Source organism: Chitinophaga rupis, assembly GCF_900109685.1.
Taxonomy (GTDB): domain Bacteria; phylum Bacteroidota; class Bacteroidia; order Chitinophagales; family Chitinophagaceae; genus Chitinophaga; species Chitinophaga rupis.
Genome location: NZ_FOBB01000005.1, coordinates 327306 through 353975, shown reverse-complemented (window position 1 = coordinate 353975; position 26670 = coordinate 327306). Strand labels below are relative to the sequence as shown.

Genomic DNA, 26670 nt, shown 5'->3' with positions numbered 1-26670 from the left:
ATGACACTATCTTTTCCTCGCTGATGCAAGGTCAATAAACAAACCGATCAAAACAATGACCCAGGTCAGTAAAGCTAATATAACAAATAATGCCGAAATAGGTTTAATGAAAGTAAACCCTGTTATACCTGCATAGGTGTAAGTACATACGCCGTACATGCCAAGCGGAAACACCATAGACCAGTACTGGGGATCATACTTTAAGGGTACCCGGGCTATAAAATGGCGGTAGGCAAACATCAGGAAAAGTAAGGGGATCCACCAGCTGGCGAAAGCCCAGAAGAACATCGTAAACGACTGTATGAAACCCGCCCACTCTTTTAATTCCTCATGTACACGGGCATACGCTACCAGGCGGGAACCGGCAAGCGTAATGATGGCTACGGCTCCCATGTTGATCCAGTATGGAGGCGTAAGCGTTTCTGCTTTCATGCTGAAAAAAAGCCAGCGGTAAAGGATCAGACCGATAAGCACAAAGTAGAACATGCCGCCTGTCATATACGAACACAGCGAAATAAATGCGATCAGCCAATGATAGGAGCTGCTGTTGGCAATAATGGCGCCTAAAACAGCTACCGATTCTGTGGCAACCACTATCAGCAGCCAGGCGCCGCTAATGCTTTGCTGCAGCGCAGGCTTGGGCTCTTTGAGGATATTGACCAGGAAAAAAGTGTAGAGGATCAGCGCCCAGAGTATAAATCCCGCTATCCATAATACCAGCGCTATATCCATGCGGCCGGTAATAATGGCTATCTGGCTTCCCAGCACATTATTACCGGCAACCAGCGTCAGGAATGTTACGCCCCTGGCGGAATGGTGAAGATCATTCCATACAACCAGCGGATACTTCACAATCCGGAGGATAAGAATGATCCAGAGCAAAAGATAAAAAAATACATTCAGGCCCAGGAAAATGCCGGCTAACCAGGCATACTTCCACAGGAACATACCAATGGATACGATACCAGTAGCCATTACCAGTGCAAAATAACCAGGAAAGAAATTTTCCAGGGAAGTGGCCATAACCGGCTGACCGGGGTGTGCGAGCTGGGTTTGCGGCATGTTGAGGGTTTTAGAATGTATTAAGACCGTTCAACGGGGCTGAACGGCATTGCTACCGTAACATCCACCTCTTTGGAGTCACTGAGCTTATGCAGCTCCAGGATAGTGCTGGTACCAGTTTCCCGGTACATAGGCACAAAGCGGCGGTTGAACTTAATTTCTTCGTATGTATAAGAGGTGCGCCTTAATACAAAATTGGAGAACACATCATCAAAGGCACGGATGAGCACATAAATTTCCAGGTCAGCGGCCTTCAGATCTTCCGGGTTTAGTCCCTGTAAAGGGCTGTTCTCATCTATAGGATGCACTACGGTCCAGTTCATGGGCAGGTTCTGGATCTTGCTGCGTTCCAGGGGCAGGTCATAGAACTGGAAAGCGGTTTTACCATTTTCAGTTACCAGTAATGCCGCGGTTACCTTTACCTCTACATCTGTAAGCGTATGATTGTTCTTATAGGATGCAAAACGGAACATAAGCCCCATTTTATCCTGGTAGGGCGCTATTATTGCGTAATCACTGAACATGAGGAAAGCTTTGGGCTTGGAAAAACGCCCGTAGATCAAACCGGTGAATACTGCCAGGTACAGGAAACCGTTCAGGGCTTCCAGGGAGGCTACCAGGTTGGCGCCGTCGCCAATAGGGTTTACCCGGCCATAACCTACCGTAGTAAAGGTTTCTGTGCTGAAGAAATAGATCTCTTTGAACACCTGCCACTTAGTTTGGCCTATAATACCTACAAATTCATGCGCGCCCAATACCAGGTAAATAGCGGTGTAGATAAGGTTAATGGAAAAAAAGAACAGCAGGATGGCACAAAAGAATTTTAGCGGCGACAGGTTCAGCATGAAGTGATAAAGGCTCATGCGCTCCCAGTACGGGCGGCCTTCTTTGCGCAGGTTAAAGGAACCATCCTTGTTCACAAAACGCCCTACAGAACCGCTGGAGCTGCTGCCAAAACCGGTATCGTTGTTTATTTTGGAAAATGGGTTGATGCGGAGTGCCATACAGGAAATTTGTATAGCAAAACTAAGGGTTAGTTTCTATATTTTCTACGCAGCCGTTCATCCATACTTATACTGCCTGGTCCCATAATAAATAATGTAAACAGCATCAGGAAATAATACAGCGGGATCTCAAAACCATTATCGCCCGCGCTGAAACCATTGGGCCAGTGCACTGCAAAAATAGCTACCAGCACTACGATCATTAATGGGATGGTAATAAGGCGGGTGGCCAGGCCCAGGGTAAGCAATACCACCCCTGCGGCTTCCGTAGCAGCAGCCAGGTAAGCGCTCAGCGTGGGCATGGGAAAGTGCATGCTGCCAAACCACTGTGCAATACTGTTAATATCGGACCATTTCATTTTGGCGGGTGTGTAAAAACCATAGGCCAGTACAAGCCGTAATAACAATAAGGGTACTGCCCTGGCTTTCTCCAGGGATGCCGCCGTGCGGGCGTAGGATGATAAGATGCTCATTAGTGTTTGCTTTTAAATCCGATGATCAGCCGGTTGTCCAGCGATTGTGTGATGAAAGCATGCGCCGCAGCCTGTATTTCCGGGCTAAGCTGCAGCTGCCAGGCGGCGCAGCATTGCCGGATCAGGGCATCCATTGTTTGCGGGCCTTCCTGTAATATTTCCAGCATGGCTACCAGCGCGGGCGAAAGATTCATGAAATTCACCTCCCCGCTGTCGGGCTTGCGGAATAATACCAGGAAATAATCGCCTTTATCAGCAGGCGTGAGCTGTTTAGCCGTTTTCAGGTGAACGGGGTATTGGAATTGCTGTAAATGATGTTCGGGATTCAGGACTAATTCATCTGTTGAAAGATCGCCTATGGTGGTGTAAGCGGCCGGCCGGTCTTCCATCATAAACAGCTCCACTTCCAGCCATTCCAGCCAAAGCAGCTCTAACAGGAACGGGTACTTGTTTTTAAGCTTATGTTCTTTGGGCGATAGATATTCGTAGAGCTCTTTGGGCATGTACCATACCTGCGGCGACTGGCAGGGATGATTGGAAAAAAATTCCTGCACCAGCGCATTCCACTCTCTTGTTGTAAGCAAATGATGTGTGAGCGGATAGGCTGATTGCAACATATCATCCACCACATTGTATACCAGGCGGCGGTACTGCGTTACATGCTGTTCCCGCACACCGGGAATAGCGCTGTACTTACCGGTGCGGCAATAATCTGCCAGGGCCGACTGGTGCTGGTGGGTAGTTTCAGGCAGTTGCATAACGCGGGTTTTTCAGGTGCACATTTTTGATCTGCTGCAGGCGGTTGATCTCCTGCTGCAGCTCATCCAGCTCAGGGATGTTAAAATCCCTTTCCAGCAGCACCGGTACATCACGGTCCAGGCGCTGCATGGTATAGGCAAACAGGTCATACACCGGGTCTATGATAGCTTCTCCGTGGGTATCAATGATCAGGTCATCCGATACTTTTTCATGGCCGGCCATATGGATGTAAGCTACTTTATCCATGGGCAGCTGGTCTATGAATGCTTTGGCATCGTACTGATGGTTAAAGCCGTTCACATACACATTGTTCACATCCAGCAACAGGTTACAACCTGCTTCTTCCAGTATGGCATTAATGAAAGCGATCTCTGTAAGCTCAGGTGCTACCGGTGTGTAATAGCTTACGATCTCAATGGCGATCTTCCTTTCCAGGAAATCCTGCACCTGCCGGATACGGCGGCTTACATGACGCACCGCTTCCGTTGTGAACGGAATAGGCAGCAGGTCATATAAATGCGCGTTATCACATTTAGAGTAGCTGAGGTGTTCGGAATAGATCTGCGCATTGGTATCCCGCAGGAAGGTTTTTACTTTTTGCAGGAAGTTCAGGTCCAGCTCGTCGGGGCTGCCTACAGAAAGTGAAAGGCCGTGTGTATACAGCGGATATTTTTCCAGCGCCTGGTTAAACAGTTTTTTCCAGTAACCGCCCACCCCTATCCAGTTTTCCGGCGCTACTTCAATGAAGGCCGGGTTGAATGAAGGGCTTTGCAACAGTGTGGTTGCAAAATCTTTTCTAAAACCAATTCCAACCATGAGGAGGCAATTTGAGCGTGAAGATTTTTTGAGTGGGCAGTCTGCAGTGGGCAGTTGGCAGTAGTGGCGACTACTGCGTGGTGCTCTTACGAACCGACTTTTAAGAGTTGACAGTCGTTAGCAGGCAGTTGGCAGTAAGGGAGATTGCTGCGTTGCTGCTGATACAAACTACCTTTTAGAATTGGCAGGGGACAGGTAGCAGTAAACAATCTTCGCAGACTGCCAACTGCTCACTGCCAACTGCCAACTATTTACAAGGATTGCACACTGCCAACTGCGGACTGCCAACTATTTAGCCGGTTTTGCTTTGGCGGAGTCGGCCTTCATCTTTTTCTTACCACCTTTTTTATCGCCGCACTTGCCTTCGCCGCACTTACCATCTTTTCCACATTTTCCGTCTTTACCTTTTTTCATGGAAGCGGAATCTTTCTTTTCGCCACAGTTCAGCTCCAGGGTACGGGCATGGCTGGCGCCGTCCATCAGGCGGGTTCTTACGGCTTCGCCGGTACCCAGGTTGTTGAAACTAAACAGGTCTGCAGCATTTGCCTGCAGGTTTGCAGTAGCCAATAAGGCGCCGGCCAGCAGAGAGCCGGTTAACAGAACTTTCTTTTTGTTCTCCATTGTTGTCAGTTTTTATATGTGATTAGAATCTTTGCACGTATAGCCGGCACATTTATACCAACCTGACACCGTAACCAACAAATTTTTAATTCTTTTCCAGGCGGTTTGTGATCTTTTCTTTCAGTGCAGTCTGCTCCTCTTCTTTGGGTGCTTGAGGATGTTCATGCTCATGATGCAGCTCCATCAGGATCCGATGCAACAGCCGGCTATGTTTTTGATACCGGTGACACAGGCCACAGAGACCGGTATGCAGGAACAGCCGTAATTTCTCTAACGCGGACAGTTTAAAGTAAATGTCCTTCTCAATCATTTCCGTAGCTACCGTACAGGGAAGAAATATTTTTTTTAACACTCTTTTCATGCCCGATCTACTTTTTAAACCAGTTAATTTCCAGACAATTCCTCAGATGCAGCTTAGCGCGGTGCATGATCTGCCAGAAATTAGACGGTGTTATCTGAAGATCCTGACAAATATCCTTCCCTTCTTTTTCTTCCAGGTATTTTAATTTTACTGCTGCCAGCCAGTTGCCGGGCAGCAGATGCATACAGTGCTGCAGAATTTTCCGGAAATCCGGGTTGTCCAGGATATGTGTATCCGTAGTATTCCAGGCTTGCGGACTGCGTTCTTTGCGCCACTCATCCTCCTCATCAAAGAAAAAAGATAAGCCGCCCTCTGCTTCGTTAACAACCGGATGGCGGAATTGTTGACGGAAATGATCGCTGATCTTATTATTCAGGATAGAAAAGAGCCAGGTTTTAGGCTGACTTTCCTGTTTAAACTTATCGAATGACTGTAACGCGGCGAGGAACGTGTCCTGTACCAGATCTTCTGCCAGCGCCTTGTCGGTAGTTTTATGATAGGCCCAGGCGTACATTCCGTTTGTGTACAGCTGCACCCATTCGCGGATGATAGCATGATGACCAGTTACTGCTCCTTTAGCTGCGCTCATAAACAAAGTGTAGGTAAACAAAAATAGGGATATTCATCACATTCCAATGAGCCGGTCATCCAATTTATGCTGTTTTTTGCAAATATTTAAGAACTGCCCCTTTACTCCCCACATTTAGCTTATCCAGTGGCATAATTACTGCTCTTAAACTGTTATGAGATACTATGTTCTGGCATCCGATTATGATGGTACGCTGGCTCACCACGGCGGCGTTACCGATGAAGTAGTAGAAGCATTGAAAGCGCTGAAGGCCAGTGGCCGCAGCCTGCTGCTGGTAACCGGCCGCGAGCTGGATGAGCTGAAAGCGCTATTCCCGGCACATACGGTATTTGACCGTATAGTAGCAGAAAATGGCGCCTTAATATATAATCCCGCTACATTGGAAGAAACCACCCTGGGCGATGCACCTCCCGAAGCTTTTGTTGCCGAGCTGCGTAAGCGCGGCGTGCAGCCCCTTTCCGCAGGCCGCGTTATAGTTGCTACCTGGGAACCGCACCAGGATACTGTGCTGGAAGTGATCAAACAATTTGGCATAGAACGGCAGATCATCTTTAACAAAGGCGCCGTAATGGTATTACCACCGGGCATCAACAAATCCAAAGGCCTCAATGCAGCTTTAGATGCCATGGGATTTTCCATGCATAATGTAGTGGCCGTAGGTGATGCAGAAAATGACAGCGCTATGCTGCAGGTAGCTGAATGCGCAGTAAGTGTGGCCAACGCGCTGCCTACCCTGCAAAAGATCAGCGACTGGGTAACACCGGCCGATCATGGTGAAGGGGTAATGCAGCTGGCTGCCCGCATGCGTGAAGACGACCTGCTGACGCTGGACTCTGTACTGAAAAGACACTACCTGCCGCTTGGCGACCGCTATGATAATGCCCCCTTCCTGGTGAGCCCCTATGGCAGCAACATTATTCTTGCCGGTAGCAGCGGGGGTGGAAAAACCACATTCACCGCCGCCTTTATGGAGATATTGCTACAACGCGGCTACCAGTTCATCATGATAGACCCGGAAGGCGATTACCTGGAGCTGCAGGGAACGGTAACCATCGGCGATGTAGCGCAGCCGCCTGCCCTGGAACCGCTGATGCAGCTGCTGGATAGGCCGCATCAAAGCGTGATAGTATGCACACTGGCTTTATCTATGGAAGAAAAGCCCGCTTTCCTGCAACAGCTGCTGGCTGCCGTTTTAGAGCTACGCCAGCACAAAGGCCGCCCACACTGGATACTACTGGATGAAGCGCACCACCTGGCGCCTGCTGAAGCTAATCCGCACTTCTTTACTCCACTACATGCCTTCACTAATTATATTGCTATTACTACCCGTCCGGAGCTGTTACATCAGTCACTACTGGACCAGGCTACCACCATAATGGCGGTAGGGCAAGCACCGCATGAGACCATTCATCATTACGCGAGCTGCATTAAAGCCGCCCTCCCGGAAATACCTATTGCAGACCTGCAAAAGGGCGAAGCCCTGGTATGGCACCGCCCCTCCGGCGAAGCGCCTTTCCTGATACGCACCTTAGTTCCTCAAAAAATACTGCAGCGGCATAAACGTAAATACGCTATTGGCGATATGGGACCGGACAGCTTCATCTTCACCGGACCGGAAGCAAAGCTGCAGCTCAAAGCCAGCAACCTGCTGCGCTTTGTAGAAATTGCAGAAGGCGTGGATGATGATACCTGGCTGTATCATTTGCAACGGCACGATTACTCTGCCTGGATGCGGAACAGTGTAAATGATGAAACGCTTGCAGAGCAGGTGGAGAAAATAGAAGATAAAGAGCCTGATGCGGCAGCATCGCGGGACGCGGTTGCGCAGCTGGTGAAGCTGCATTATACGGGGCCGGCGTAGATTAATTGTGTCAAGGTGGTTTCTTACATTGTATGGGGGATATTTCTTGCAGGTCCGGCTACGGCCTAGTGCCCGCCTGTTTAGACCTCTATTGAACGGGGGTAGTATCGTATCAGCATATTTGTGCCGTTGGGCTTCATCAAGCGTATCACGCCGGCCAAGGGCCTCCGCCCGGACCTGCCAGCGAAATACCAGCTTTATATTAGTACTGCAATAAGGCAAGATCAATTATAGGCTTTAAACTGTTTACATTATAGTCTTTATACTGTTTTCCACGTTTATCACCCGGGGTGTAGCTCTCCCCGGAAGTTGGAAACTACTCTCACTATTCATAACTTAATGCAAATATTATTTCTCTTACTTTAAAATAGTAATTGCCATGATCCCAAATATTGAATGCTCCCAGCTTTTTCCTACCCTATTAGTTAAAGATATACCGTCTGCGATTGATTTTTATGTTAACCGCCTGGGGTTTTCACATCGCTTCTCCTGGGGTGATCCTCCCACGTTTGCCGGTGTAGGGCTGGGTCAGGTGAATTTGCATCTGCAAAAAGGTGAGTCCTTTGTGGATGGAGCATCTGAAGTATGTTTCATTACAGAAAATGCTGAAGAGCTCTATGAATTGCACCAGGCTAATGGCGTGGAGATAATAGTTCCGATGGAAGACAGAGAATATGGAATACGCGATTATCGGGTAAAAGATGCTGACGGCAATTCCCTGGTTTTTGGCAGATACATCTATAACCAGGGGCCTCCCATTAAAATTGAGCGGGTAGATGTACCTGTACGGCTTGAAAAGCGGTTGGCTGCGTTATTGCAAGACCTTGCCGAGCATAAGCGCATGACCGTAAGCAGCTGCCTGGAAGAAACACTGCTGCACACCTTTGAACGGGTTGGTGATTCCGTTGCAAGTCCTCATACAGTTGGTACCTTAAACTATATACAAGCGCTAAAAAAGAAGCATAATATCGACTATGATACTCATGGCAGCTATCGCTTTGTGGAGTAATATTGTTAGCTAACATTTCCCGGTAAACCGTTTGCTGTTTGTTTTAATCCTGGTTAATATAAACATACATGAGGACATTTCTTGCAGGTCCGGCTACGGCCTGGTGCCCGCCTGTTTGATTCTCTATTAAACGAGGGATTATCGTATCAGCATGAGTGTGCTATTGGGCTTCATCAAGCGCATCACGCCGGCCAAGGGCCTCCGCCCGGACCTGCCAGCGAAATACCAGCGTTACTATAGTACTTCGATAAAAGTGTATTCTTAATATTACATGAGGACATTTCTTACAGGTCCGGCTACGGCCTGGTGCCCGCCTGTTTAGTTCTCTATTGAACGAGGTGGTATCGTATTAGCACACTTGCGCTATTGGGCTTCATCAAGCGCATCACACCGGCCAAGGGCCTCTGCCCGGACCTGCCAGCGAAATACCAGTGTTACAATAGTACCGCAAGTGAGCAACTGAGGTATCACATTTCCACGCGGTAATACCAAGGTCCATAGTTCCAAACTACGGACCTTGGCCGGCGTGACACGAACGGTGAAGCCTGATAAAAAGTTAAAGCAGGTACGCTTGATAAAGCCCCATAGACTTCATCAAAGGCGGGCACAGGACGGAGTTGGAATTATGGACCTGATAAGCCCAATAAATGATGCCAATGCCGGCTTACCCGTGAGCGCAGACCCGAGTTGGAACTATGGACCTACAAGCCCAAGGAATAATGCAATGCCGGCTTACCCGTGAGCAGCACTCGCAGTACCTACCTTTCGCCCTTTCCGCGTTCTCAGCTTCCACACTACGTATAACGTTAAGCCTACAACCACCATGATCACCTGCATCAGTACCCAGAACATGGTGCTGAAATCGCGCAGGGCTTTGCCGCCCCAATCCATAAAGTGGTGTTTGTGAAAGAGCGCAAAGGAATAACCCTGCGGTACCTCCAGGTCATCAACACGAACGGAGAGCCTGCCAGTGGAGGTTTCTACATAATACCGCTCATGATGACGGCTGTTATAACCGACTTTCCATACGGGCAGGCGTTTGTCGGCAAAGTTGTATTCGTCGTTGAATTGGGTAACGTAGGATGTATCTGTGATGGCTGCTGCAGGGTTGCTGCTGAACTGCGTAGCCAGGTATTGTGCATACTGCGCATCGCCGTGCGGCAATAAAGCACCTGTGGCTGCGGCTACATATTGAATACCATTTTTCGTATATACCTGCCAGTAATTGCCATCCTGCAGGTGTACCATGCTTACATTGTTAACAGGGGCTTTTATTGCCTGCGCTAACATACCAAAGGGAATGCTTACATCCGTGGCGGCCAAATGGCCCGTTACAAAATAACGGTCGCGGGTATCTGTTTGCAGTTTGCTGAAGGCATAATAGCTGCCGCTGAGGGTCCACATCAGGGTAAAGAGGGACGCTATTACGGCGGTGTAGCGGTGATAACGCCTGGCTTTCACCAGGCTGTTGCCGTTTGAGCCGTTGCTTTTTGTAGTGAAGAAAATGTAGAGACCCAGTATGGAGGTAATGAATGCTATTGCCGCAATACAGGCCAGCACAAAGTGTTTGGCTTTGCCTAACAGGTTCAGCCAGTCCCAGGTATGCAGGTAGCGGAAAACGCGGTCAAATACTGCGCGGCGGTTATCCATGGCAAAGGCAAAGCGGTCGCTGGTAGTTTCTACATAAATGCGGATACCATCCATCCGTTCAAAGGATACTTTATATACCGGCAGTAAACGGTTGACCTCCTTGTATTCAGGATCGAAAGCAGTAAGCATGGAAGCATCATGCACTTTAGCGCCTTTTACGTTGTTTAACACGCAGGAAGTAGCGGCATCGCAACAATCATGCGCCGTGCTGCCGGCTTCTGCCCGTGCGGGCGGCAGGGCAGCAGCGCTGTCTGTTATGGCCGGGCCTTCCAGGAACTGGCGGGCCAGGTACTGCGCGTAGAGCCAGTCGCCGGCAGTGAGGATCTTGCCGTTGATAGTGCTGAAATATAAGGGCTCTGTTTTGCCGGGGGCCTGCACCTGGTAAAACCAGGTGGTATCAATATGCACCAGGCGAAAGCTGCTGATACTGTCAATATGGTGCTTTTGTAAAGCGGCCGTTAGCGTGGTTTGTATATGTGCGCTATCAATGGTGCGGGCCGGCAATACCTGCGTAGCTACCTGCGGGCGGATATTGGTCATTAACGGGTGCATGAAACCACTAATGGCCCATAACAGTACCGGCAGCGCTATAATGAGTGATAGTGTACGGTGTAGCTTGTATATATTCTTCTTCATGACATCTTATTTTTTACCCATCCTGAAAGCCATACCTACATTCCATTCCCGTGGATCGCCCAGGTTGTAGCTGTAACCGTAAGCCGACTTACTGGCAAAGGTGGAGTAATATTTATTGAACAGGTTCAGGGCATTCACCCATACTTCGCAGCGGCCTACTGTATAACCTGTTCGCAGGTTCACCAGGTCAAAACCGCTGTAGGATTGCGTATTGGCATTATCCATCCAGTACTTACCCAGGTGCTGCCATTCCATGCCTATACGAAATCCCTTAATGAAAGCAGGATGATACATGACTTCTGTATTGCTGATAAAATGCGGGGCAGCGCTCATTTCATTGCCGCTCACATCAGCGCCTTTTTCCACGTAGTCTGTAAAGGTATGCTTGGCATTGGTGGCGCTTACCCGGAACATCCATTGCTGGGAGGGACGATAAGTAATGCCGTACTCCACGCCGCGGTGACGGGTTTTGCCGGCATTCTGGTTCTGGAAGGTGCCATCATCTTCCCGTACGGAGATGATCTCGTTGGCGCCGTTCATGAGATACACACTCCAGTCTGCATACAGCTTGTGTTCCAGTAAAGAGAACCACCCTCCTGCTTCATAGTTGAAGAAAGTTTGTGGCTGCAGGTAAGGCACCTTTACACTGTTAAACAGTTCAGATACCTGCGGCGGCACATATCCCTGGCTGTAGTTGGCATATACGCCAATGCCTTTGTAGTTATAGGTAAAACCTGCTTTGGGCGTAAAGCGGGTAAAATCCTGTTTGGTGGATGGCGCACCGGTGGAGGCGGATGCGGGTAAATGATTATCGAAATCAAAGTGGTAAAAGTCATAGCGCAAAGCGGCTACCAGCTTTAATCCCGGCAGGGGGCTCATTTCATAATGTACATAAGATGCCAGGTTGCTGATGCCGGTGTTGTAGTTGCTGAGCGTAGAATCCGTTTGCTGGTAATTGGTGTAATTACCTTTGCCATCCCGGTTAATTTGTATGTAACGGGCTATGTAGGTGCTGGGGCTCAGGTCTGCGCTGATGCCGCCGATCACTTTACTGCCCATCCATTTGAATTGCTGCTGGTGCTGCGCTACCAGCAGGTAGCTGTTAAAAGAGCTGTTGTTCAGTTGCCCGTTGGCCAGCAAAGCATTTGTACGGTTATTGGTAATGTAATAGGATGGATTCTGCTTTACGGAATTATCCCGGAACATAGCGGTTACCTGCGTTTGGCTGTTATCGTTCCATTGCTGGGTAATACCGCTTCGGATGCGTAAGGCCGTAGTTTTACGGTAGGTAAAGGAGTACGGCGTGGTATAATTCTTCTGCGCAAAATGGGCACTGTCCAGGGAGCCGGTCATATCGCTGTAGTAGTCAATATACGTAATGCTGTTGCTCCAGGTGGTTTTATCGCTGGCTTTATAATCGGCCCGGAAGGTAAGGGCTGTTTTGTGAAAGTCGCTGTAATCCACCGGCCCGTCGTGGCGGTTGGCGTAGTAACCGCTTACTACCAGGCCCCACTTACCATAGGTGCCGCCGGCCTGCAGATCTACCCGTTTGTAACCATTGTTATTGGCCTGCAGGCTTACCATTCCGGTATTTACGGGTGGCGGCGTAAGCGTGATAATATTTACTGCACCGCCTACGGCTTCGGCGCCGTATAAAGAAGATGCCGGCCCCCGGATGATCTCTATCTGCTTGGCGGCAGCCATATTCATTTCCAGCAGTGCATTATGATTATATAAGCCGGTAGTGCGTATAGGAATACCATCTTCCAGGTACAGGAACAGGCTTTTGGTGGTCATGGGCTGGCGGATGCTCATTTCATGCTGCTCATTGGAAAGGCTTACCATAAATACCCCGCTTACTTTATTCAGCAGCTGGTCTAAACGGTTGGCCTTTGTATCCTGTATGGTTTTAGTACTGATGGTGCTGATGGCAATAGGCGCATCGCTCCTTTTTTGCTGCGTGCGGCTGGCGCTTACGATCACCTGCTGCAGCTCTTTTATAGTGGTTGTATCCTGTGCAGCAGCTATCGCTACTACGCATGTTAGTATAATAGATAATAATCCCTTTTTCATTACAATAAGTTCAAGTGAGGAAAAGCTTAAAGCTTAAAGCAGAAAGCAAAAAGCTTAATGCCGCGGATGTGGAAAGCGGAATGCATAAAGCATAAAGCGGAATACTCAAAGACAAAAAGTTAACGGCACGCAATAACAGCCGGTAAAAACCAGATGCAATGCATATCAACAAATGCGCTAATAGTCAATAGTTAACGAGGCACAGCAGAGCAATGGCAGGCATTATGCCTTCATCGTTATGCATGCAATGTGTAGTATTAAGCTTTATGCTTTTTGCTTTCGGCTTTACGCCTGTGGTGGGTGGAAAGGAGCGGCAACAAACACGGTACAGGTATTAACCTGCAAATTGGGATATTGTATAGTACTAACAATCAAAGAGTGGTTCAGACGTGCAGGGCTGAAAGCAGCGCAAATGATCTCCAGCTTGTTCTCTGCACGGCGCTCAGGGTTTTCCTGCTCGCTTTTTTCTTCCTGCTTCATCTTACGCATCATATGGCATTTACCATTACAATGCATTTTAGGCTTGTTGCGGTTTACGCACAGGTTTTTTGCAATGTAGTCCCTGTTCAGCTCATACTCAGCCACTATCAGCATTTTGCTGAATGTTTGGCTTAGTACGCCTATCAGTAACAATATTGCGGCAACTTGTTTCAAGCTGCCGCAAAGATAGTGGTGAAAGCTGAATTTCCCAGTTAGTTCAGCAATTTTATTTCGTATTCCAGCGGAACCATTTAATACCCAGCAAGGAGAACACAAAGGCATATCCAATGGTTGCCAGCAAAGCCTGCGTACTTTGTATGGTCCAGTGGGCCGGCTGCAGGCTATCAGACACAATACGTTTTACACTGCCAAAAGGCGACCACCTTACAATGGTTTGTACTTCCGTACCCAGCATGCCCAACTCGCCGAACATACCGATCATAATAAAGGCAAAGTATACCAAACGGGTGGTGGCGTTTACGGTTTCCGGGTTCTTAATAAGCCCGGCTATCATCTGCCCCAAACCCAGGTACACGGCGCTGCCTACCAATCCCATGGTAAACCCGAACACATAACCTGCCGGGGTCAGTGATATTTTATCTACATAAAAACCTACAATAAATACGGCAATGATAAGCGCCAGGATCATAACTACCTGCACGGTTAAGCGGCTTACCATAATGGTCCAGGTGGAAAGGGGCGCTACACGCAGGCGCTGGAAAATGCCTTTATCGCGGTCGCGGGCAATGGAGTTGGTGTAGCCCATTAAGCCAATGGCGGTTAGGCCGATGGTGATACAGATGGATAATACAAAGGCGCCGCCTAATTTATCGACCAGTCCTTTCCAGGACATCAGTATGATCAATGGCACCAGGAACACCAGCACAACGGAACGGCGGTTGCGCCATTGCGTGGTAAAATCGGCGCGGAGCAATGCATTTAAAACAGTAGAAGTTGCGGGAATATTATTTCTCATGGCTCGTAATAGTTAAAGGTTATGAACGGATGGCGCGGCCGGTAAGACCAATAAATACATCTTCCAGCGTGATCTTTCCTTTGCGGGAAACGCTGATCACTTCCGGATCGTGGCGGTAATGGTCTATCAATGCCTCCGGCGTGTCAATGGCCACTACCCTGCCATGATCAATGATGGCTATACGGTCGCACACCGCTTCTGCTTCTTCCATGGAATGCGTGGTAAGTAGTACGCCATGTCCTTTTTCACGGATGGATTCCATACGTTCCCATAACTGCCGGCGCGATTGCGGGTCCAGGCCTGTGGTTGGCTCATCCAGCAATACCAGGTGCGGATCGTGGATAGTGGCTATTACCAGTGATACACGCTGCTGCTGCCCTCCGGAGAGCTGTCCGAAACGCTTACCGGCAGCATCTTCCAGCTTAATATCCCGCAGAATGGAAAGGATCTGCTCATAGCTGATAGCAGCGCCGTAAATACCGGCATACAGGCTGATGATCTCTGAAATGGTAAGCTCCGGCTGAAAGCTGGTGGCCTGCAGCTGTACGCCCATATTAGCGCGGGCATGCAAAGGCTGTTTGTGAATATCAAACCCGGCTACAGAAATACTACCGGAACGGGGTTTCAGCAGGCCTTCCACGGCACTGAGTGTACTGGTTTTACCGGCGCCGTTAGGGCCCAGGAAACCAAAGATCTCACCGGCATTCACCGTAAAGGATACATCATTTACAGCGTGAAAATTACCGTAGTACACATGCAGGCCGCTTACTTCCAGAATGGGCGTATGTGATTGATGGTTCATTAAAAAGGGATTTTGGTGTGGCAGATAACGCTGCAAACATACATTACCTTTGATACCGCCATATGATAAAAAGGTGAAAACCTGCGTTCTGCCGGTAAAAAGCCCTGGAATGGCGGTGAAGTTTCCGTGTTTTACGGTTTAACCGTTCCCAGCACCGGTCATCCAGATAGGCATTGAGCCGATGCAAATTATTTATATCTTCATTGCTGCTAATTACTCAAAGCAGATCGTACATGTTCCGTTATACGCTATTGTTGATGCTGGCTGTTGCCGGCTCTTTTTATGTGAATGCCCAAAGCCTTTATATGCCCCGGGATATTACTCAGGCTTTTAAAAAAGGCACCCGCGCTATGGATGGGCAACCCGGTAAGAACTACTGGCAAAACCATGCCCGTTATAATATTAACATTACGGCCCTGCCGCCCGACCGTACCATACGGGGTAAGGAAGAGATCACGTATGTAAACAACAGCCCGGATACGCTGGAGCATATGGTGATAAAGCTGCTGCTGAACATTCATAAACCCGGCGCACCGCGCCTGGGTGGCACTCCTGCTGATTACCTTACAGAAGGTGTGAAGATAGATGGCTTTAGTGTGAACGGGCAAACCCGCAGGTGGAGGGAAAGTAATGGCTACTTTACCTGGCAGCCCATATTGCTGCAGGAGCCCCTGCTGCCGAACGATTCCGTAAAGCTTACGTTCGACTGGCATTACCAGGTATCCAAGGTGAGCAACCGGGAAGGCATGATAGATTCCACCACTTACTTCCTGGCCTATTTTTATCCGCGTGTAGCCGTGTACGATGATTATAACGGCTGGGACCAGATGACCTTTAACGATGCCCTTGAATTTTACAACGACTTTAATGATTATACCGTTACCATCAATGTGCCCAAAAACTACATTGTAGGCGGCACCGGCACCTTACAGCAGCCGGAAAAGCTGCTGCAACCTGCCTTTGCACAAAAGCTGCAGGCATCCCAAACATCTGATGAGGTGATACATATTGCTACCCTGCAGGACCTGCAGGCGAAGAACGTAACTGCGCAGAACGAGATGAACAGCTGGCAGTTCAAGGCCACCAACATACCGGATATGGCCTTTGGCATCAGCGATCATTTTGTGTGGGATGCCGCCAGCGTGGTGGTGGACGATGCTACTAAACGCCGCGCCAGCGTGCAGGCCATGTATAATGACACAGCGGCCGATTTTCACCACATGGTATCCTTTGAACGGCATGCGCTCAGCTGGTTATCACGCAAATGGCCGGGCGTACCTTACCCATATGAAAAGATGACCGTGTTCCAGGGCTATGCGGATATGGAATACCCCATGATGGCCAATGACGGCGCTACCAACGACACTACCTTTACCAAGTTTGTGGCAGAGCATGAGATTGCACATACCTACATGCCCTTTTATATGGGCATTAATGAAACCCGCTATGGCTTTATGGATGAAGGCTGGGCCACTACCTTTGAGCTGCTGATAGGACGTGAAGACCAGGGCACGGAAAAAGCGGAAGCGCTGTACAAACAGTTCCGTGTTGATAACTGGATCCATGATGCCAGCTCAGAACAGGACCTGCCCATTATTACACCCGGCGATATATTAGGTGGCGCAGGCTTAGGCAATAATGAATACGGCAAGCCCTCTCTTGGTTACCTGGCTATGAAGGATATGCTGGGCGATGACCTGTTTAAAAAATGCCTGCATGCCTTTATGGAGCGCTGGCATGGCAAACATCCCCTGCCATGGGACTTTTTTAATACGTACAACAATGTATCCGGTAAGAACCTGAACTGGTTCTGGGCTAACTGGTTCTTTTCCAATTATTATATAGACCTGGCTGTAAAACAGCTGGCAGCTAACGCACAGGGTTATACGCTGCACATTAAGAATATTGGCGGTATGGCCACACCTTTTGATGTGAAGATCACCTATACTGACGGCAGCACGGAAACCCTGCACCAAACGTCGCGGGTATGGGAGGCCAGCCAAAAGGAAACGCAGGTACACATTACCACCAAAAAGAAGATCCAATCCCTGGTGCTGGATGGCGGCATTTTTATGGATGCCGATACAGACAACAATGTATGGCCCCTGCCTAAAGATTAGTAATAGTATACTGTTTATACAGGATGGTGGATTCATCTTCCGCCAGCCCTTCCTCATACACCTTTTTACCCAGCGTATGCGGGTCCAGCTGGTGAGAGGGGCGGTTGGCGAACTGGAATTCATCCATCACGAACAGCTTGCCCTGGCAGCGTTTAATAAGCTCCTGCAGCAGCAGCTTATTAGGCATAGTGGTTTTCCACTTTTCTGCAATGCGGTGGCGGTCCAGCGTGGCCATGGCGGCCAGCTCCTCGCTTTCCATCATGAGGATGCCTTTTTCCAGCGCAGTGCCGTTGTAGCTGAGGTGATGCCCTACCTTGTAGAACACAGTACGGTTCAGCAAACATTCCGTAAGATGTTTGCCATCTTTCCCCTTCTTTTCCCATTTCTTTATCTGGTGCCAGCTTTCCCAGCTGCCATACTCCGCATCGCCGGGGAACAATAATACCTTACCGGTTTTTTCAAACTCAATGGCCATGGCCAGGCTGGTATTATTGATATGGCTGTTCAGCCGCAGCGCCAGTGAGCCTGCGCTGGAAAGCCAGTCGTCATTGATCTTGCGCCACTGGTTACCGGAAGCATTATAAATGGCTTCCGGCGCTTCATCTGCTGCAATGTAATCGCTGATGAAAGGCACATCATTACGTTCTGTATTATTCAGGGAAAGAAAGGCGTTTACAGACAGGGCGCTGTCATTTAAGGTAAGGTTCTTCTGAAAAACATCCTTCCCGGCTTTACCATCCTTAAATATAAAATCGCGGTTCGTGGGCGGGCCCAGTATATTGAACTTTATGCCAGGGGCATTGGGCAGGCTTACAATATCGCCGGGGTTCAGGTAACGGATCTTTACATTTTTTTCTTCCAGTATTTCTTTGATGATGCGCATACCGGGCAGGGGCTTGCCGCCGGTATCCTCTTCTCCGTCCAGGTTAATGGTGGCCAGGGTATCCAGCCCATTAATAAAGGCCCTGCTGTTATCCAGCATAATGCGGTTAAACTCGCTGTTATCCTCATCTCCCCCGGCGCCTATCTTCATGTTCTCATGACGGTCTTTAAAGGCCGTGATGGCGTTTTGCAGGGCAGCGCGCATTTTGGTGCGTTTGGTTAACAGCTCCTGTGCGTGGCCGTTAGGATCTTTGGGATTCTCGGTCCAGGCAAACCAGGCTTCTTTAATTTCCAGCTCCCTGAAAATAGAAGGGTCTTTTGCAAAACCGGCTACGTGGTCATTATGCTCATGCGTTACCACCAGCAGGTCTACAGAACCATTTACATATTCCAGCAGCTCCTTCAGGTAAGGTTGATAATCTCCGGGGGTGCCTTGGCAGCTGCCGCAATCTATCATCATGGTGAAGCGGGTGGTTTTGCGGCTAAAGAACTTGATCACAAAACAATCGCCGGTACCCAAGCAGTACATGCGGATGGAGGCGCGATCCAGCTTACCGGTAAGCGTTACGCTGGCAACGCGTTTGGTGCGGGCTGCTACTTTTTTAGGTGCTTTTTTTATTTGCGTGGTCATGGGGTTTCAGTTAATGCTGGTGAAGAAATGCAAAAGGTTCTGTCATATGATGGAAGCCGTTGCCGAAGAACTGGAAATAATCATTAATGGCAAAATCTGCTTCGCCGTTCTGGTACATGTACTGCGCCCGGATCCTTTTCATGTTCAGCTTGGGCGTCTGTCCCGCATCCAGGCTGTGAAGGTCAATGATCGGTTTGGAGATGGCGTACTTCAGCTCCTGGGTATCCAGGTCAAAGATGAGGGTGCAGCCGCCGCGGAACTCAAAACCGCCTTCAGGAATGGGATCCCCGCTTTCCGTGGTGTTGGCCAGCGCATTGGCGTTAGGCCTGAAGTACCCGGTGATCTCTCCATCTTTAAATATTACGCCGCTGCGCTGGGTAAGGGAAAAGATCACGTTGTTGATCTGCGTGCCGTTGGGGCCTACGCGTGTTACCAGCCTTAGTTTTAAGATCTGGAAAGAGGCGCCCTGGTACTGGCTTGACTGGCGCAGGCCCAGGTCAGCAAAATTATCCACGAAGGCCAGGCCGGTGAGCCGGGCAAAGTCGGCCGATTCTGCAAACTTTTCATTCAGCCGCCGGTGCAGGCCAGGTATATGCGGGCGGCCTTCCTCATACAAACCGGTAATGTACTCGCGTGTTTTATAATAGATCTTCCTGCGGTCGTTCACATACTTGATCTCATCGCCATAATCCCGTAAAAAGCCGTTCACTATGGCCAGCAGCTCTTTAGTGGTCTCGTTCAGGCTATGATCATTTTTCTCATCATATTTCTTCATCATGGTGCCATGCTTATCGGCCATATAGCCAATATCCTGCAGGGGAAAACGCAGGCTTTCCACACTCAGCGTTTTAATACCATCAGGGTAAATGCCGCGGCGGCGGAAGGCATCAATAAAAGCCAGGCGGTAGTCGCGGTTGTCATCGGCCACAATATCCATATCTGCTGTGATGATGGCGCGCAGGTAATCACCAAACGTAATATCAATGGGCGGGCAATAGTCAATAGCGCGTATGCACATGGTGAGCACATGGCCGGCCGCTTTGGCGGCTTCATTGGCCAACCGGTCCACCAGGTCCGGCGGAATATCGCCCTGGCGCAGGATGCCGGTACCGTTGGAGGCAATGCGCAGCAGGTCGGCAATACGGCTTTTGTAAATGCTCAGGAAAGCCTCAAACACGGCGGCTACCAGTATGCTGCCGCGTGCGTGGGGCTCCATTTCCGTGCGGTAGTCTTCCGGGTTAGGCTCTTTAGGCTTCCATTGTTTGGTTTCCTCATCTACCTCGCCAATGGCATCGCGCAGGCTGCCGTAATCGCCTACGGCAGTACCAAATTCCTGGGCCAGCTGGCCTAAGAGGTTCTGTGCGCCCAGGTCGCCGCGTGTTTTGCAGATCTGGTGTTTCAGTACATCAGGGAAGCTAAAGTGCTGGAACAGGGCTACAATATCTGCAAAGGCTTCGTGAAAGGCCAGCACATCGGGGTTGGTAGCTTCGTTATAATAGTTGTGCACCCCATCCAGGATGGCGTGGGTAATTTCGTGCGCAATAATATCATGGCTCAGGGCTGTGAATACAACGGAGTTGGGCATGTGCAGCGTTTCATCTGCCGGGGTGGATGCAAAGTAGCCGAACAGCAGCGATTTTTTCACCGGGCTGTAATAGGCATTGGCCTCGCGCATGGCATGGGGGTAAATGCGCAGGCGCTGTACATATTCATCCTCCACGGCTACATTCAGGCCGCGGCGCGATTCCCAGAGGATCTTGCGGCCCAGCGCCCTTTCAAAGTTCTTGATGGTGGTCATAGCTACTGCATACACCATTTGCTGGTGGAACTGCGGGTCGCTTTCGCTGGGATCCAGGCCGTCCTGCGCCAGGATGTAATCATCGTCCAGGTCTACGGCGCGGTAGAATTTACCTACGGTGGGGTCAAAGTCTATCACCTCCACGTATTCGCCTATGGGACCGGGTTCCAGGGTTTCCCAGGCCACTTTGTATACAATGTTGTTAATGGCTACGGTATCTAACTTTAATGATAAGCTGGGATCAAAAGCATAACCGCGTAGTTTCCGGAACGGTGGTTTTTTCCCGATGTAGCTCTTGGGAGTAATGGGGGACATATGTTCACTGTTTTAGTGAAAGTTATTTGGGGTACCTTAAATATTTCCGTGCTAATGTTTTGGGGTATTGGCGTCTTTTCCGCTCAAAGGAACAGTTATCTGCTGCAAGGTGAGGTTTTTTTTTGAAATAATAAAGCGTAAAAATACGTGTTATAGCTGCACCATGTTGTTTTTAATGGCATAGATGACCAGGCCTACGCGGGTATTAACGCCTAACTTTTTGAAAAGGCTTTCCCGGTAACCGTCCACCGTACGCTCGCTCAGGAACATTTCACCGGCTATTTGCTGGTAGCTTTTTTCGCTGCAGGCCAGTTTGAGGAACTGCAGCTCACGATCAGTTAGCTTTACCAGCGTGCCCAGCATGTTCTTTTCATCTGTGAGACCGCTGATCGATTGCAGGATCTTTCTTGACAGCTGGTCATTATAAAAATATCCTTTGGCCAATACCTCGTCAAAGGCCAGGTTCAGCTCTTTAGGATCTGCATCTTTAAGCACATATCCTTTGGCCCCGCTCCGGATCATTTTTATGATCACGGTATCTGCATCCATGGTGCTAAGGGCCAGTATTTTCATATCCGGGTAATGGGCATTGATCCAGCGGGCGGTTTCAAAGCCATCCATTTCCGGCATTTTTATATCCAGCAATACAATATCCGGTAGCTGGCCGGGATGCAGTCGGTTAATAAAATCCTTGCCATTAGCGGCATCAAACAGTACACGGTAGCGGGGAAAGAGGTCTATTAACGCACACAACCCTTTTCTAAACATGGTATGATCATCTACAATAGCTATGTACCGGTAATCAGGCATACGGTGTAATTATAATAATGAGTGTTCCTTTATCGATAATACTATGAACGGAAGCCAGGCCGCTAATGAGCCTTACCCGGTTGGTGATATTATCCAGGCCCAGGCCTTTGCCCTGGTGCTGTTCTGCTGCTACGTCAAAACCAACACCGTCATCCTGTACATGAATTTCCAGATGTTCCGGCCCGTAGCGGAGGGTAATGTGTACATTGGCGGCATTAGCATGCTTAAGCACATTCTGCAAACATTCCTGGATGATACGGAACAGGATGAGCTTTTTTTGCATATCCATTTTTTGTTCCGTGCCTTCCTGTACCAGTACGGCCTTTATAAAATCGCCGCGGTTAAAGCGCTGGATCTCCTGATCTATTACCTCATATAGGGTTAGCGCCTGCAAACGCTCGCTGTTAAGGCTTTTGGCGATATCCCGCAGATCGGTCATTACGCGGCCAATATTATCTTTTACCATGTACAACAGCTCTGTATCCGTAGTTTGCCGCTGCTCCATAATATTCAGCTGTATTTTTGCGAGGCTTAACATTTGCCCTACGTTATCGTGGATCTCCTGGCTGATGTTATTTAAGGTTTGCTCCTGTATTTCCAGCTGTAGCTGCAGCAGCTGTTTTTCAAAATCGTCTTTCATCTGCTGTTTTTCCATTTTGTATTGCTGCCTTCTTTTTCTGTAAATGAAAAGGAAGGCAATGGAAAAGCTGCACAACAGCAGGAAAAGCGATGTTGCAGCTATTACACTTATAACAATATCGTAGTTTTTCAAGGGCTGCATAGGATTAACGAATATTGAACTGCTTTCTGCCGGCATCCATCCAAAAACCAATGGTGAACAGCAGGTACATATTTATATTGAAAACAGAATGTATGATCAGCAGGTATGACAGGGATGATCCCGGCATACTTTTAATATAATGCCAGAGGGAAAATATTAATAAGGTACAGGGTGCATAAAAGAACAGACCACTGAGGTACCAGAAGAAAGGGCGGCGTAAATTCACCTGGTACAGCGGTTCTTCATAATACTCCTGTATTATGAAAACCAGGATCCAGATAGTGTATACCAGGTTATTTAAACATACCCATTCATTCAGGAACCTGTGTATTAGCCCTAACAGGCCTACAATAACTATTGTAATAAACACGTAAGCGATAGCCGCTATTTTAAAGATACGCAATGCCCATGGACTGAAGAACTTATTATGGAACAGGCCATATAATCCCGCAAATTCCAGCGGAGTGTAGATGTTATAGGCAAAGTACAGCATTGGCATTTCTTTAATATAGAAGCGTAAAAGTTGCGGGATAGTGGCCAGCAACACTATCCCGGCAACATATAAAGAATCAGCAGACAGCTTCCGGATATAACAAAGGGCTACCAGTAAGGGCAATAGAATTGACCAGATGGAAATATCGCTTAATATTTCGGTGGCAGGCACTTTGAGGTGGAAGCTGTTTATTGAGTTACAAGAATAAGCTCTTCTACTTCTTTAAGTACTGGTTCGTAGACCTTGGGAGGGTGCTCGGTAGGGTTAACATCCTTATAAGCAAAATATGTCTTTTCGTCATCACTTGAAGCACCAATTAATATAATTGTAGGTGTATGAGGGTCAGTCGGTGGCTTGCTTTCCTGTAAATTCGCTCCCATTAAAACTAATAAATACTGGTTTTCAATTGAAGGCGGCTGCTCGATTTTTAAAACACGTAATACTTCATTTAAGCTAAAAGCGAAACCATTTCCATCAGAACCTAACAACCCTTTAATCTCTGGGTCTAACGCAGGAGCTATTAGCTGAAATTTTTTTTTGATTTTGAGGTAATGGTCCAACAATTTGTTGGCGTCTTCTCTTTTAATAGGACCTCCCGCATGATCAACTTCAGATACTTTGGGGTTGCCATTTGAAGCGGTGGTTTTTACATCTGTGTTCATAGATAAGTGATTTTGAAGGTTAAAAATTGAGGTTTACAATGCATCGAATGTAGGTAAAAAAACACATCACTACCAAGTACTAAATATACCGACAGGCTACCTACCCACATTATACAAAGGCTACAAAACCCTTTACCACACCTACTTTTCAGGGGTAACACCACATCATAAAACAACTGCAATAAACGGGAAATACCTCCCTGACCATACCGGGAAAAATACCCCCTTGAAAACAGTGGTTATCCCATTGTCAGGCTTTTAAAGCACACCTAACTTTGTCTGTAAATAAAGATCCCAAGCATCCCTGACCTTTCATTCACAAGCGTATTAAAAATCCCATCAATCATCACACTAAAAAAACAAAAAATGCAAAGCAACATTAAACTGGGTAAACTGCCCGCCAGGCATGACCTGCGCACCCTGCAGTTTGAAAAGTACATTATTCCTTCGGCACTGCCACCCATCCCGGAAAAAATTGCCTGGCAGGATAATATTCCTGTAAGCTGGGGTATGATGCAAAATGATAGCTACGGCGATTGCACCTGTGCAGCTGCCGGCCATATGATCATGAACTGGACCGGCAATGTAAACGTACAAACCATTAGGATCCCCGGTGATCAGCAAATACTGGACGCCTATGCCGCTATTACCGGTTTTGATCCTGTGACCGGACTGAATGACAATGGTGCAGTGGTATTGGATGTACTTAAATACTGGAGGAACACCGGCATTAATAATGATAAAATAACTGCTTTTGCCGGGCTGGAAAACCAGAACATACAGCAGGTTAAAGAAGCCGTATACCTGTTTGGTGGCTGTTACTTGGGCGTAGCGCTCCCTAACTCCGCTAAAGATCAAAAGGTATGGAGCATACCTCCCTATGGCCCGTATGGCCAGGGTGCGCCCGGTTCCTGGGGCGGGCATGCTATACCTGTAGTTGGATACGACAGCCGTTACCTGGCCGTTGTAACCTGGGGTGAGATCAAATTCATGACCTGGGGATTCTTTCAAACGTATTGTGACGAAGCCTATGCCGTCCTCTCTATTGACTGGATAAACCCGGATAATAACAAGTCACCGGTTGGCTTTGACATGACCAGCCTGCAGCAGGATCTCAAAGACATTACCCATTCAGCCATCAGCAAGTCTCTTGCGTTGATCTGACACCCCCTACACTTATTTATTCATTATGATTTAAATCTTAATTGTATGTCAAGACAAGTTATTACCAGAGCTATTGCTTTAAAAGCCTCCCTAAACGGGCAGCCATTGGAGCCCACACCATATGAATCCCGTGTATTAAAACTGATACCTGCGGAAGTAGTGTCTGTATATCTGGGCGTTTTCCAGTTAATGCAACAAGGGAAAGCCCCTCACTGGGTGTTCTTGCTGGTGTTTGCATTACTGCTTTTTGCAGATGTGTTGTATAAAAAACAGGCCGGCGTAGTTAAATGGCAGGACTTCCTGATCTCCGGCATTGCCTTTATACTATGGGTATTTTCCTTTGGAGGTCCGGTGCCGGAGTTTAGCAAGACTTTTCAAATGCTGAGCGCCTACCTTATACCGGTATATACTTTATTTATTCCCCTAGTTTATAAGTAATCCTTTTTATCCACCTTTATACATTACCCCCATGAAAAAGATCATTCTTAGCTGTTTTATACTGCTGCTGACCATGCAGGTGCTTGCACAAAAAAGATCCTACAGAATTTATTACGACTATATTAAAAAGAAAATAGCAGGGATCACCTACACCCAGGTAGACGGTGGTACTGAATTACCTGTTAAAGGAGATATTGAAGCAATTGTATTCAATAAGGGCGATAAAGTAACGGTAATTATTCAAAGCATTAATAAATACCGGTACGGCATTTCAGTGAACATTGCCAAACAGGTATTTAATAATACGCCCCCTACTATTTTAAGCGCGTTCTTTTCAGGGCCCTCTGGTGATCTGAAAGCCCTTTTAGCTGTTGGCGGCCCAGAAAAGGCGGACTTCGCGGATGCTAACAGCAAAGCATTAATGCATGCGCTGGCAAAGATAGCAGAGCTGGACGATAAATTCCATAACCGTAGTGTTGCATTACAATACAAATATTTAGACTTCAACAATTCAAACGAATTTGGTACGGATGCCCTAAGCGGCATTACTCCCCAAAAGATCTTCAGTGAATTTAATGAAGCTGAAGACAATGTAAAAAGAGCAGCCACATTATTTCCTGTGGTTATTGCAAATATGGCTGCGGGCGATGCGAAAGATGCATTAGAAGAACGTTATGAAGCGTTCAAAAAAGAAGATTATCCGGCTAAATTCAAGACCTACTTTTCAGAACAGCTAAATATTAATGCGGTTGAAGACTTTAACTTTACAAGCGATAATGTAGCTGTATCCGGCGACGAAATGCAGATATCCATCCAAACCAGTCCCATAGCCGCCGATGACAAACAAAAGGAAGCCGCCATTAATGCTGCCACCATACGCTCCTATAGCTGGCCGGTAGAACATTATGGACATTTCAGCTTTTCAACCGGTTTCTTTACCTCTGCCTTAACCTCCAGGAATTACCGGACCGTACCAGGCTTCAGCAAGGATACCATTACCGGTTACAGCATTACGGAAGACTACCATCCCAAAATGGCGGTTGGCGCCACAGCCCTTATGCATTATACCTATAAGATAACGGCGGGATTTGAAATGGGCGCGCATATTGGCCTGGGAGTTCCCTTTCAGTCTGATTTTACGCTAAATTACCTGTTAGGCGGCAGTATCCTGATCGGGAAAAAGAACCGTATCGGCATCAATGCCGGGGTAGCCGCAGGCTTCATAAATATGCTTTCCGGTAAAGTGAACCTCAGCCAGGTTTATACGGATAAAGAGGATATTGACCTGGCGTACAATAAAAAGTTCAGGATAGACCGTTTCCAGTGCTCCATTACCTATAACTTAAACGATCTTTTCGGCAGCAGTCCCTCCCCCCAATAAAGAAAAAGAATAAAAATTAGTCG

Annotated in this window: 25 protein-coding genes; 6 read left to right on the top strand and 19 right to left on the bottom strand. The window is 48.1% G+C overall.

Translation table 11 applies throughout. The features are described from left to right. Positions 1–6: 6 nt before the first annotated feature. The 8 genes from BMZ54_RS20940 to BMZ54_RS20905 form a co-directional block, all read right to left on the bottom strand. Positions 7–1062, bottom strand: coding sequence for a tellurite resistance/C4-dicarboxylate transporter family protein (locus BMZ54_RS20940; protein WP_089916809.1), 1056 nt, complete (start codon positions 1060–1062; stop codon positions 7–9). Between the two features lie 20 nt (positions 1063–1082). Beyond that, positions 1083–2066, bottom strand: coding sequence for an ion channel (locus BMZ54_RS20935; protein WP_089916806.1), 984 nt, complete (start codon positions 2064–2066; stop codon positions 1083–1085). Between the two features lie 29 nt (positions 2067–2095). Further along, the gene (locus tag BMZ54_RS20930; protein WP_089916803.1) at positions 2096–2539 is read right to left on the bottom strand and encodes an HvfX family Cu-binding RiPP maturation protein; all 444 of its coding nucleotides are present in this window, start codon (positions 2537–2539) and stop codon (positions 2096–2098) included. Continuing rightward, complete coding sequence (locus BMZ54_RS20925; RefSeq protein WP_089916798.1) at positions 2539–3297, bottom strand: HvfC family RiPP maturation protein; 759 nt, start codon at positions 3295–3297, stop codon at positions 2539–2541. Before BMZ54_RS20925 ends, BMZ54_RS20930 begins: the two co-directional genes overlap by 1 nt. Beyond that, positions 3284–4114 carry an HvfB family MNIO-type RiPP peptide maturase gene (locus BMZ54_RS20920; protein ID WP_089916794.1) on the bottom strand — a complete coding sequence of 277 codons (831 nt, stop codon included), beginning with the start codon at positions 4112–4114 and terminating at the stop codon, positions 3284–3286. Before BMZ54_RS20920 ends, BMZ54_RS20925 begins: the two co-directional genes overlap by 14 nt. A 288-nt stretch (positions 4115–4402) precedes the next feature. Next, a complete protein-coding gene (locus tag BMZ54_RS20915) occupies positions 4403–4735 on the bottom strand; it encodes a hypothetical protein (RefSeq protein WP_089916788.1) in 333 nt (110 codons plus the stop codon). An 85-nt stretch (positions 4736–4820) separates the two neighbouring features. Beyond that, positions 4821–5096 carry a hypothetical protein gene (locus BMZ54_RS20910; protein ID WP_089916784.1) on the bottom strand — a complete coding sequence of 92 codons (276 nt, stop codon included), beginning with the start codon at positions 5094–5096 and terminating at the stop codon, positions 4821–4823. Between the two features lie 7 nt (positions 5097–5103). Next, complete coding sequence (locus tag BMZ54_RS20905; RefSeq protein WP_089916780.1) at positions 5104–5685, bottom strand: sigma-70 family RNA polymerase sigma factor; 582 nt, start codon at positions 5683–5685, stop codon at positions 5104–5106. Positions 5686–5839: 154 nt separating this feature from the next. On the opposite strand from BMZ54_RS20905, the gene BMZ54_RS20900 reads away from it, so the two are divergent. Then, positions 5840–7546, top strand: a complete 1707-nt coding sequence (locus BMZ54_RS20900) for an HAD-IIB family hydrolase (RefSeq protein ID WP_089916776.1) — start codon at positions 5840–5842, stop codon at positions 7544–7546. Positions 7547–7925: 379 nt separating this feature from the next. After that, positions 7926–8555 (top strand): VOC family protein, encoded by a 630-nt coding sequence (locus BMZ54_RS20895; RefSeq protein WP_089916772.1) that lies wholly within the window; start codon positions 7926–7928, stop codon positions 8553–8555. 732 nt (positions 8556–9287) lie between these two features. Here the strand turns inward: BMZ54_RS20895 and BMZ54_RS20890 are convergent. The 5 genes from BMZ54_RS20890 to BMZ54_RS20870 form a co-directional block, all read right to left on the bottom strand. Then, entirely contained in the window at positions 9288–10841 is a 1554-nt protein-coding gene (locus tag BMZ54_RS20890; protein ID WP_089916767.1) for a PepSY domain-containing protein, read from the bottom strand. Between the two features lie 6 nt (positions 10842–10847). After that, complete coding sequence (locus BMZ54_RS20885; protein WP_089916764.1) at positions 10848–12914, bottom strand: TonB-dependent receptor; 2067 nt, start codon at positions 12912–12914, stop codon at positions 10848–10850. 285 nt (positions 12915–13199) lie between these two features. Further along, positions 13200–13568, bottom strand: coding sequence for a hypothetical protein (locus BMZ54_RS20880; protein WP_143081089.1), 369 nt, complete (start codon positions 13566–13568; stop codon positions 13200–13202). Positions 13569–13620: 52 nt separating this feature from the next. After that, entirely contained in the window at positions 13621–14370 is a 750-nt protein-coding gene (locus BMZ54_RS20875; RefSeq protein ID WP_089916758.1) for an ABC transporter permease, read from the bottom strand. Between the two features lie 19 nt (positions 14371–14389). After that, on the bottom strand, positions 14390–15172 hold the full coding sequence (locus BMZ54_RS20870; protein ID WP_089916755.1) for an ABC transporter ATP-binding protein: 783 nt from the start codon (positions 15170–15172) through the stop codon (positions 14390–14392). Between the two features lie 233 nt (positions 15173–15405). Here BMZ54_RS20870 and BMZ54_RS20865 point away from each other — a divergent pair, with 233 nt between their 5' ends. Continuing rightward, on the top strand, positions 15406–17292 hold the full coding sequence (locus BMZ54_RS20865; RefSeq protein ID WP_089916750.1) for a M1 family metallopeptidase: 1887 nt from the start codon (positions 15406–15408) through the stop codon (positions 17290–17292). On the opposite strand, the gene BMZ54_RS20860 is transcribed toward BMZ54_RS20865, so the two are convergent. The 6 genes from BMZ54_RS20860 to BMZ54_RS20835 form a co-directional block, all read right to left on the bottom strand. Beyond that, entirely contained in the window at positions 17282–18805 is a 1524-nt protein-coding gene (locus BMZ54_RS20860) for an MBL fold metallo-hydrolase (protein ID WP_089916745.1), read from the bottom strand. The genes BMZ54_RS20865 and BMZ54_RS20860 overlap by 11 nt on opposite strands. Before the next feature lie 10 nt (positions 18806–18815). Continuing rightward, entirely contained in the window at positions 18816–20918 is a 2103-nt protein-coding gene (locus BMZ54_RS20855; protein WP_089916742.1) for a gluzincin family metallopeptidase, read from the bottom strand. 150 nt (positions 20919–21068) lie between these two features. Beyond that, a complete protein-coding gene (locus BMZ54_RS20850) occupies positions 21069–21728 on the bottom strand; it encodes a response regulator transcription factor (RefSeq protein WP_089916737.1) in 660 nt (219 codons plus the stop codon). Further along, positions 21721–22509 carry a sensor histidine kinase gene (locus tag BMZ54_RS20845; protein ID WP_162277629.1) on the bottom strand — a complete coding sequence of 263 codons (789 nt, stop codon included), beginning with the start codon at positions 22507–22509 and terminating at the stop codon, positions 21721–21723. Before BMZ54_RS20845 ends, BMZ54_RS20850 begins: the two co-directional genes overlap by 8 nt. A 4-nt stretch (positions 22510–22513) precedes the next feature. Then, positions 22514–23173 (bottom strand): hypothetical protein, encoded by a 660-nt coding sequence (locus BMZ54_RS20840; protein ID WP_143081088.1) that lies wholly within the window; start codon positions 23171–23173, stop codon positions 22514–22516. A 17-nt stretch (positions 23174–23190) separates the two neighbouring features. Then, positions 23191–23664, bottom strand: coding sequence for a hypothetical protein (locus BMZ54_RS20835; protein ID WP_089916729.1), 474 nt, complete (start codon positions 23662–23664; stop codon positions 23191–23193). Positions 23665–24030: 366 nt separating this feature from the next. On the opposite strand from BMZ54_RS20835, the gene BMZ54_RS20830 reads away from it, so the two are divergent. From BMZ54_RS20830 to BMZ54_RS20820, 3 genes are read left to right on the top strand one after another with little or no spacing between them, the layout of a single operon-like run. Continuing rightward, entirely contained in the window at positions 24031–24828 is a 798-nt protein-coding gene (locus BMZ54_RS20830) for a C1 family peptidase (RefSeq protein ID WP_089916725.1), read from the top strand. Between the two features lie 45 nt (positions 24829–24873). Continuing rightward, positions 24874–25266: a hypothetical protein gene (locus BMZ54_RS20825; protein ID WP_089916719.1), complete on the top strand. Its 393-nt coding sequence runs from the start codon at positions 24874–24876 to the stop codon at positions 25264–25266. 31 nt (positions 25267–25297) lie between these two features. After that, entirely contained in the window at positions 25298–26647 is a 1350-nt protein-coding gene (locus BMZ54_RS20820) for a hypothetical protein (RefSeq protein ID WP_089916713.1), read from the top strand. Positions 26648–26670: the final 23 nt, after the last annotated feature.

Bases quoted from the DNA above. Each gene is read 5' to 3' on its own strand.
- BMZ54_RS20940 (WP_089916809.1), bottom strand. From the start codon at position 1,062: ATGCCGCAAACCCAGCTCGCACACCCCGGTCAGCCGGTTATGGCCACT.
- BMZ54_RS20935 (WP_089916806.1), bottom strand. From the start codon at position 2,066: ATGGCACTCCGCATCAACCCATTTTCCAAAATAAACAACGATACCGGT.
- BMZ54_RS20930 (WP_089916803.1), bottom strand. From the start codon at position 2,539: ATGAGCATCTTATCATCCTACGCCCGCACGGCGGCATCCCTGGAGAAA.
- BMZ54_RS20925 (WP_089916798.1), bottom strand. From the start codon at position 3,297: ATGCAACTGCCTGAAACTACCCACCAGCACCAGTCGGCCCTGGCAGAT.
- BMZ54_RS20920 (WP_089916794.1), bottom strand. From the start codon at position 4,114: ATGGTTGGAATTGGTTTTAGAAAAGATTTTGCAACCACACTGTTGCAA.
- BMZ54_RS20915 (WP_089916788.1), bottom strand. From the start codon at position 4,735: ATGGAGAACAAAAAGAAAGTTCTGTTAACCGGCTCTCTGCTGGCCGGC.
- BMZ54_RS20910 (WP_089916784.1), bottom strand. From the start codon at position 5,096: ATGAAAAGAGTGTTAAAAAAAATATTTCTTCCCTGTACGGTAGCTACG.
- BMZ54_RS20905 (WP_089916780.1), bottom strand. From the start codon at position 5,685: ATGAGCGCAGCTAAAGGAGCAGTAACTGGTCATCATGCTATCATCCGC.
- BMZ54_RS20900 (WP_089916776.1), top strand. From the start codon at position 5,840: ATGAGATACTATGTTCTGGCATCCGATTATGATGGTACGCTGGCTCAC.
- BMZ54_RS20895 (WP_089916772.1), top strand. From the start codon at position 7,926: ATGATCCCAAATATTGAATGCTCCCAGCTTTTTCCTACCCTATTAGTT.
- BMZ54_RS20890 (WP_089916767.1), bottom strand. From the start codon at position 10,841: ATGAAGAAGAATATATACAAGCTACACCGTACACTATCACTCATTATA.
- BMZ54_RS20885 (WP_089916764.1), bottom strand. From the start codon at position 12,914: ATGAAAAAGGGATTATTATCTATTATACTAACATGCGTAGTAGCGATA.
- BMZ54_RS20875 (WP_089916758.1), bottom strand. From the start codon at position 14,370: ATGAGAAATAATATTCCCGCAACTTCTACTGTTTTAAATGCATTGCTC.
- BMZ54_RS20870 (WP_089916755.1), bottom strand. From the start codon at position 15,172: ATGAACCATCAATCACATACGCCCATTCTGGAAGTAAGCGGCCTGCAT.
- BMZ54_RS20865 (WP_089916750.1), top strand. From the start codon at position 15,406: ATGTTCCGTTATACGCTATTGTTGATGCTGGCTGTTGCCGGCTCTTTT.
- BMZ54_RS20860 (WP_089916745.1), bottom strand. From the start codon at position 18,805: ATGACCACGCAAATAAAAAAAGCACCTAAAAAAGTAGCAGCCCGCACC.
- BMZ54_RS20855 (WP_089916742.1), bottom strand. From the start codon at position 20,918: ATGTCCCCCATTACTCCCAAGAGCTACATCGGGAAAAAACCACCGTTC.
- BMZ54_RS20850 (WP_089916737.1), bottom strand. From the start codon at position 21,728: ATGCCTGATTACCGGTACATAGCTATTGTAGATGATCATACCATGTTT.
- BMZ54_RS20845 (WP_162277629.1), bottom strand. From the start codon at position 22,509: ATGCAGCCCTTGAAAAACTACGATATTGTTATAAGTGTAATAGCTGCA.
- BMZ54_RS20835 (WP_089916729.1), bottom strand. From the start codon at position 23,664: ATGAACACAGATGTAAAAACCACCGCTTCAAATGGCAACCCCAAAGTA.
- BMZ54_RS20830 (WP_089916725.1), top strand. From the start codon at position 24,031: ATGCAAAGCAACATTAAACTGGGTAAACTGCCCGCCAGGCATGACCTG.
- BMZ54_RS20825 (WP_089916719.1), top strand. From the start codon at position 24,874: ATGTCAAGACAAGTTATTACCAGAGCTATTGCTTTAAAAGCCTCCCTA.
- BMZ54_RS20820 (WP_089916713.1), top strand. From the start codon at position 25,298: ATGAAAAAGATCATTCTTAGCTGTTTTATACTGCTGCTGACCATGCAG.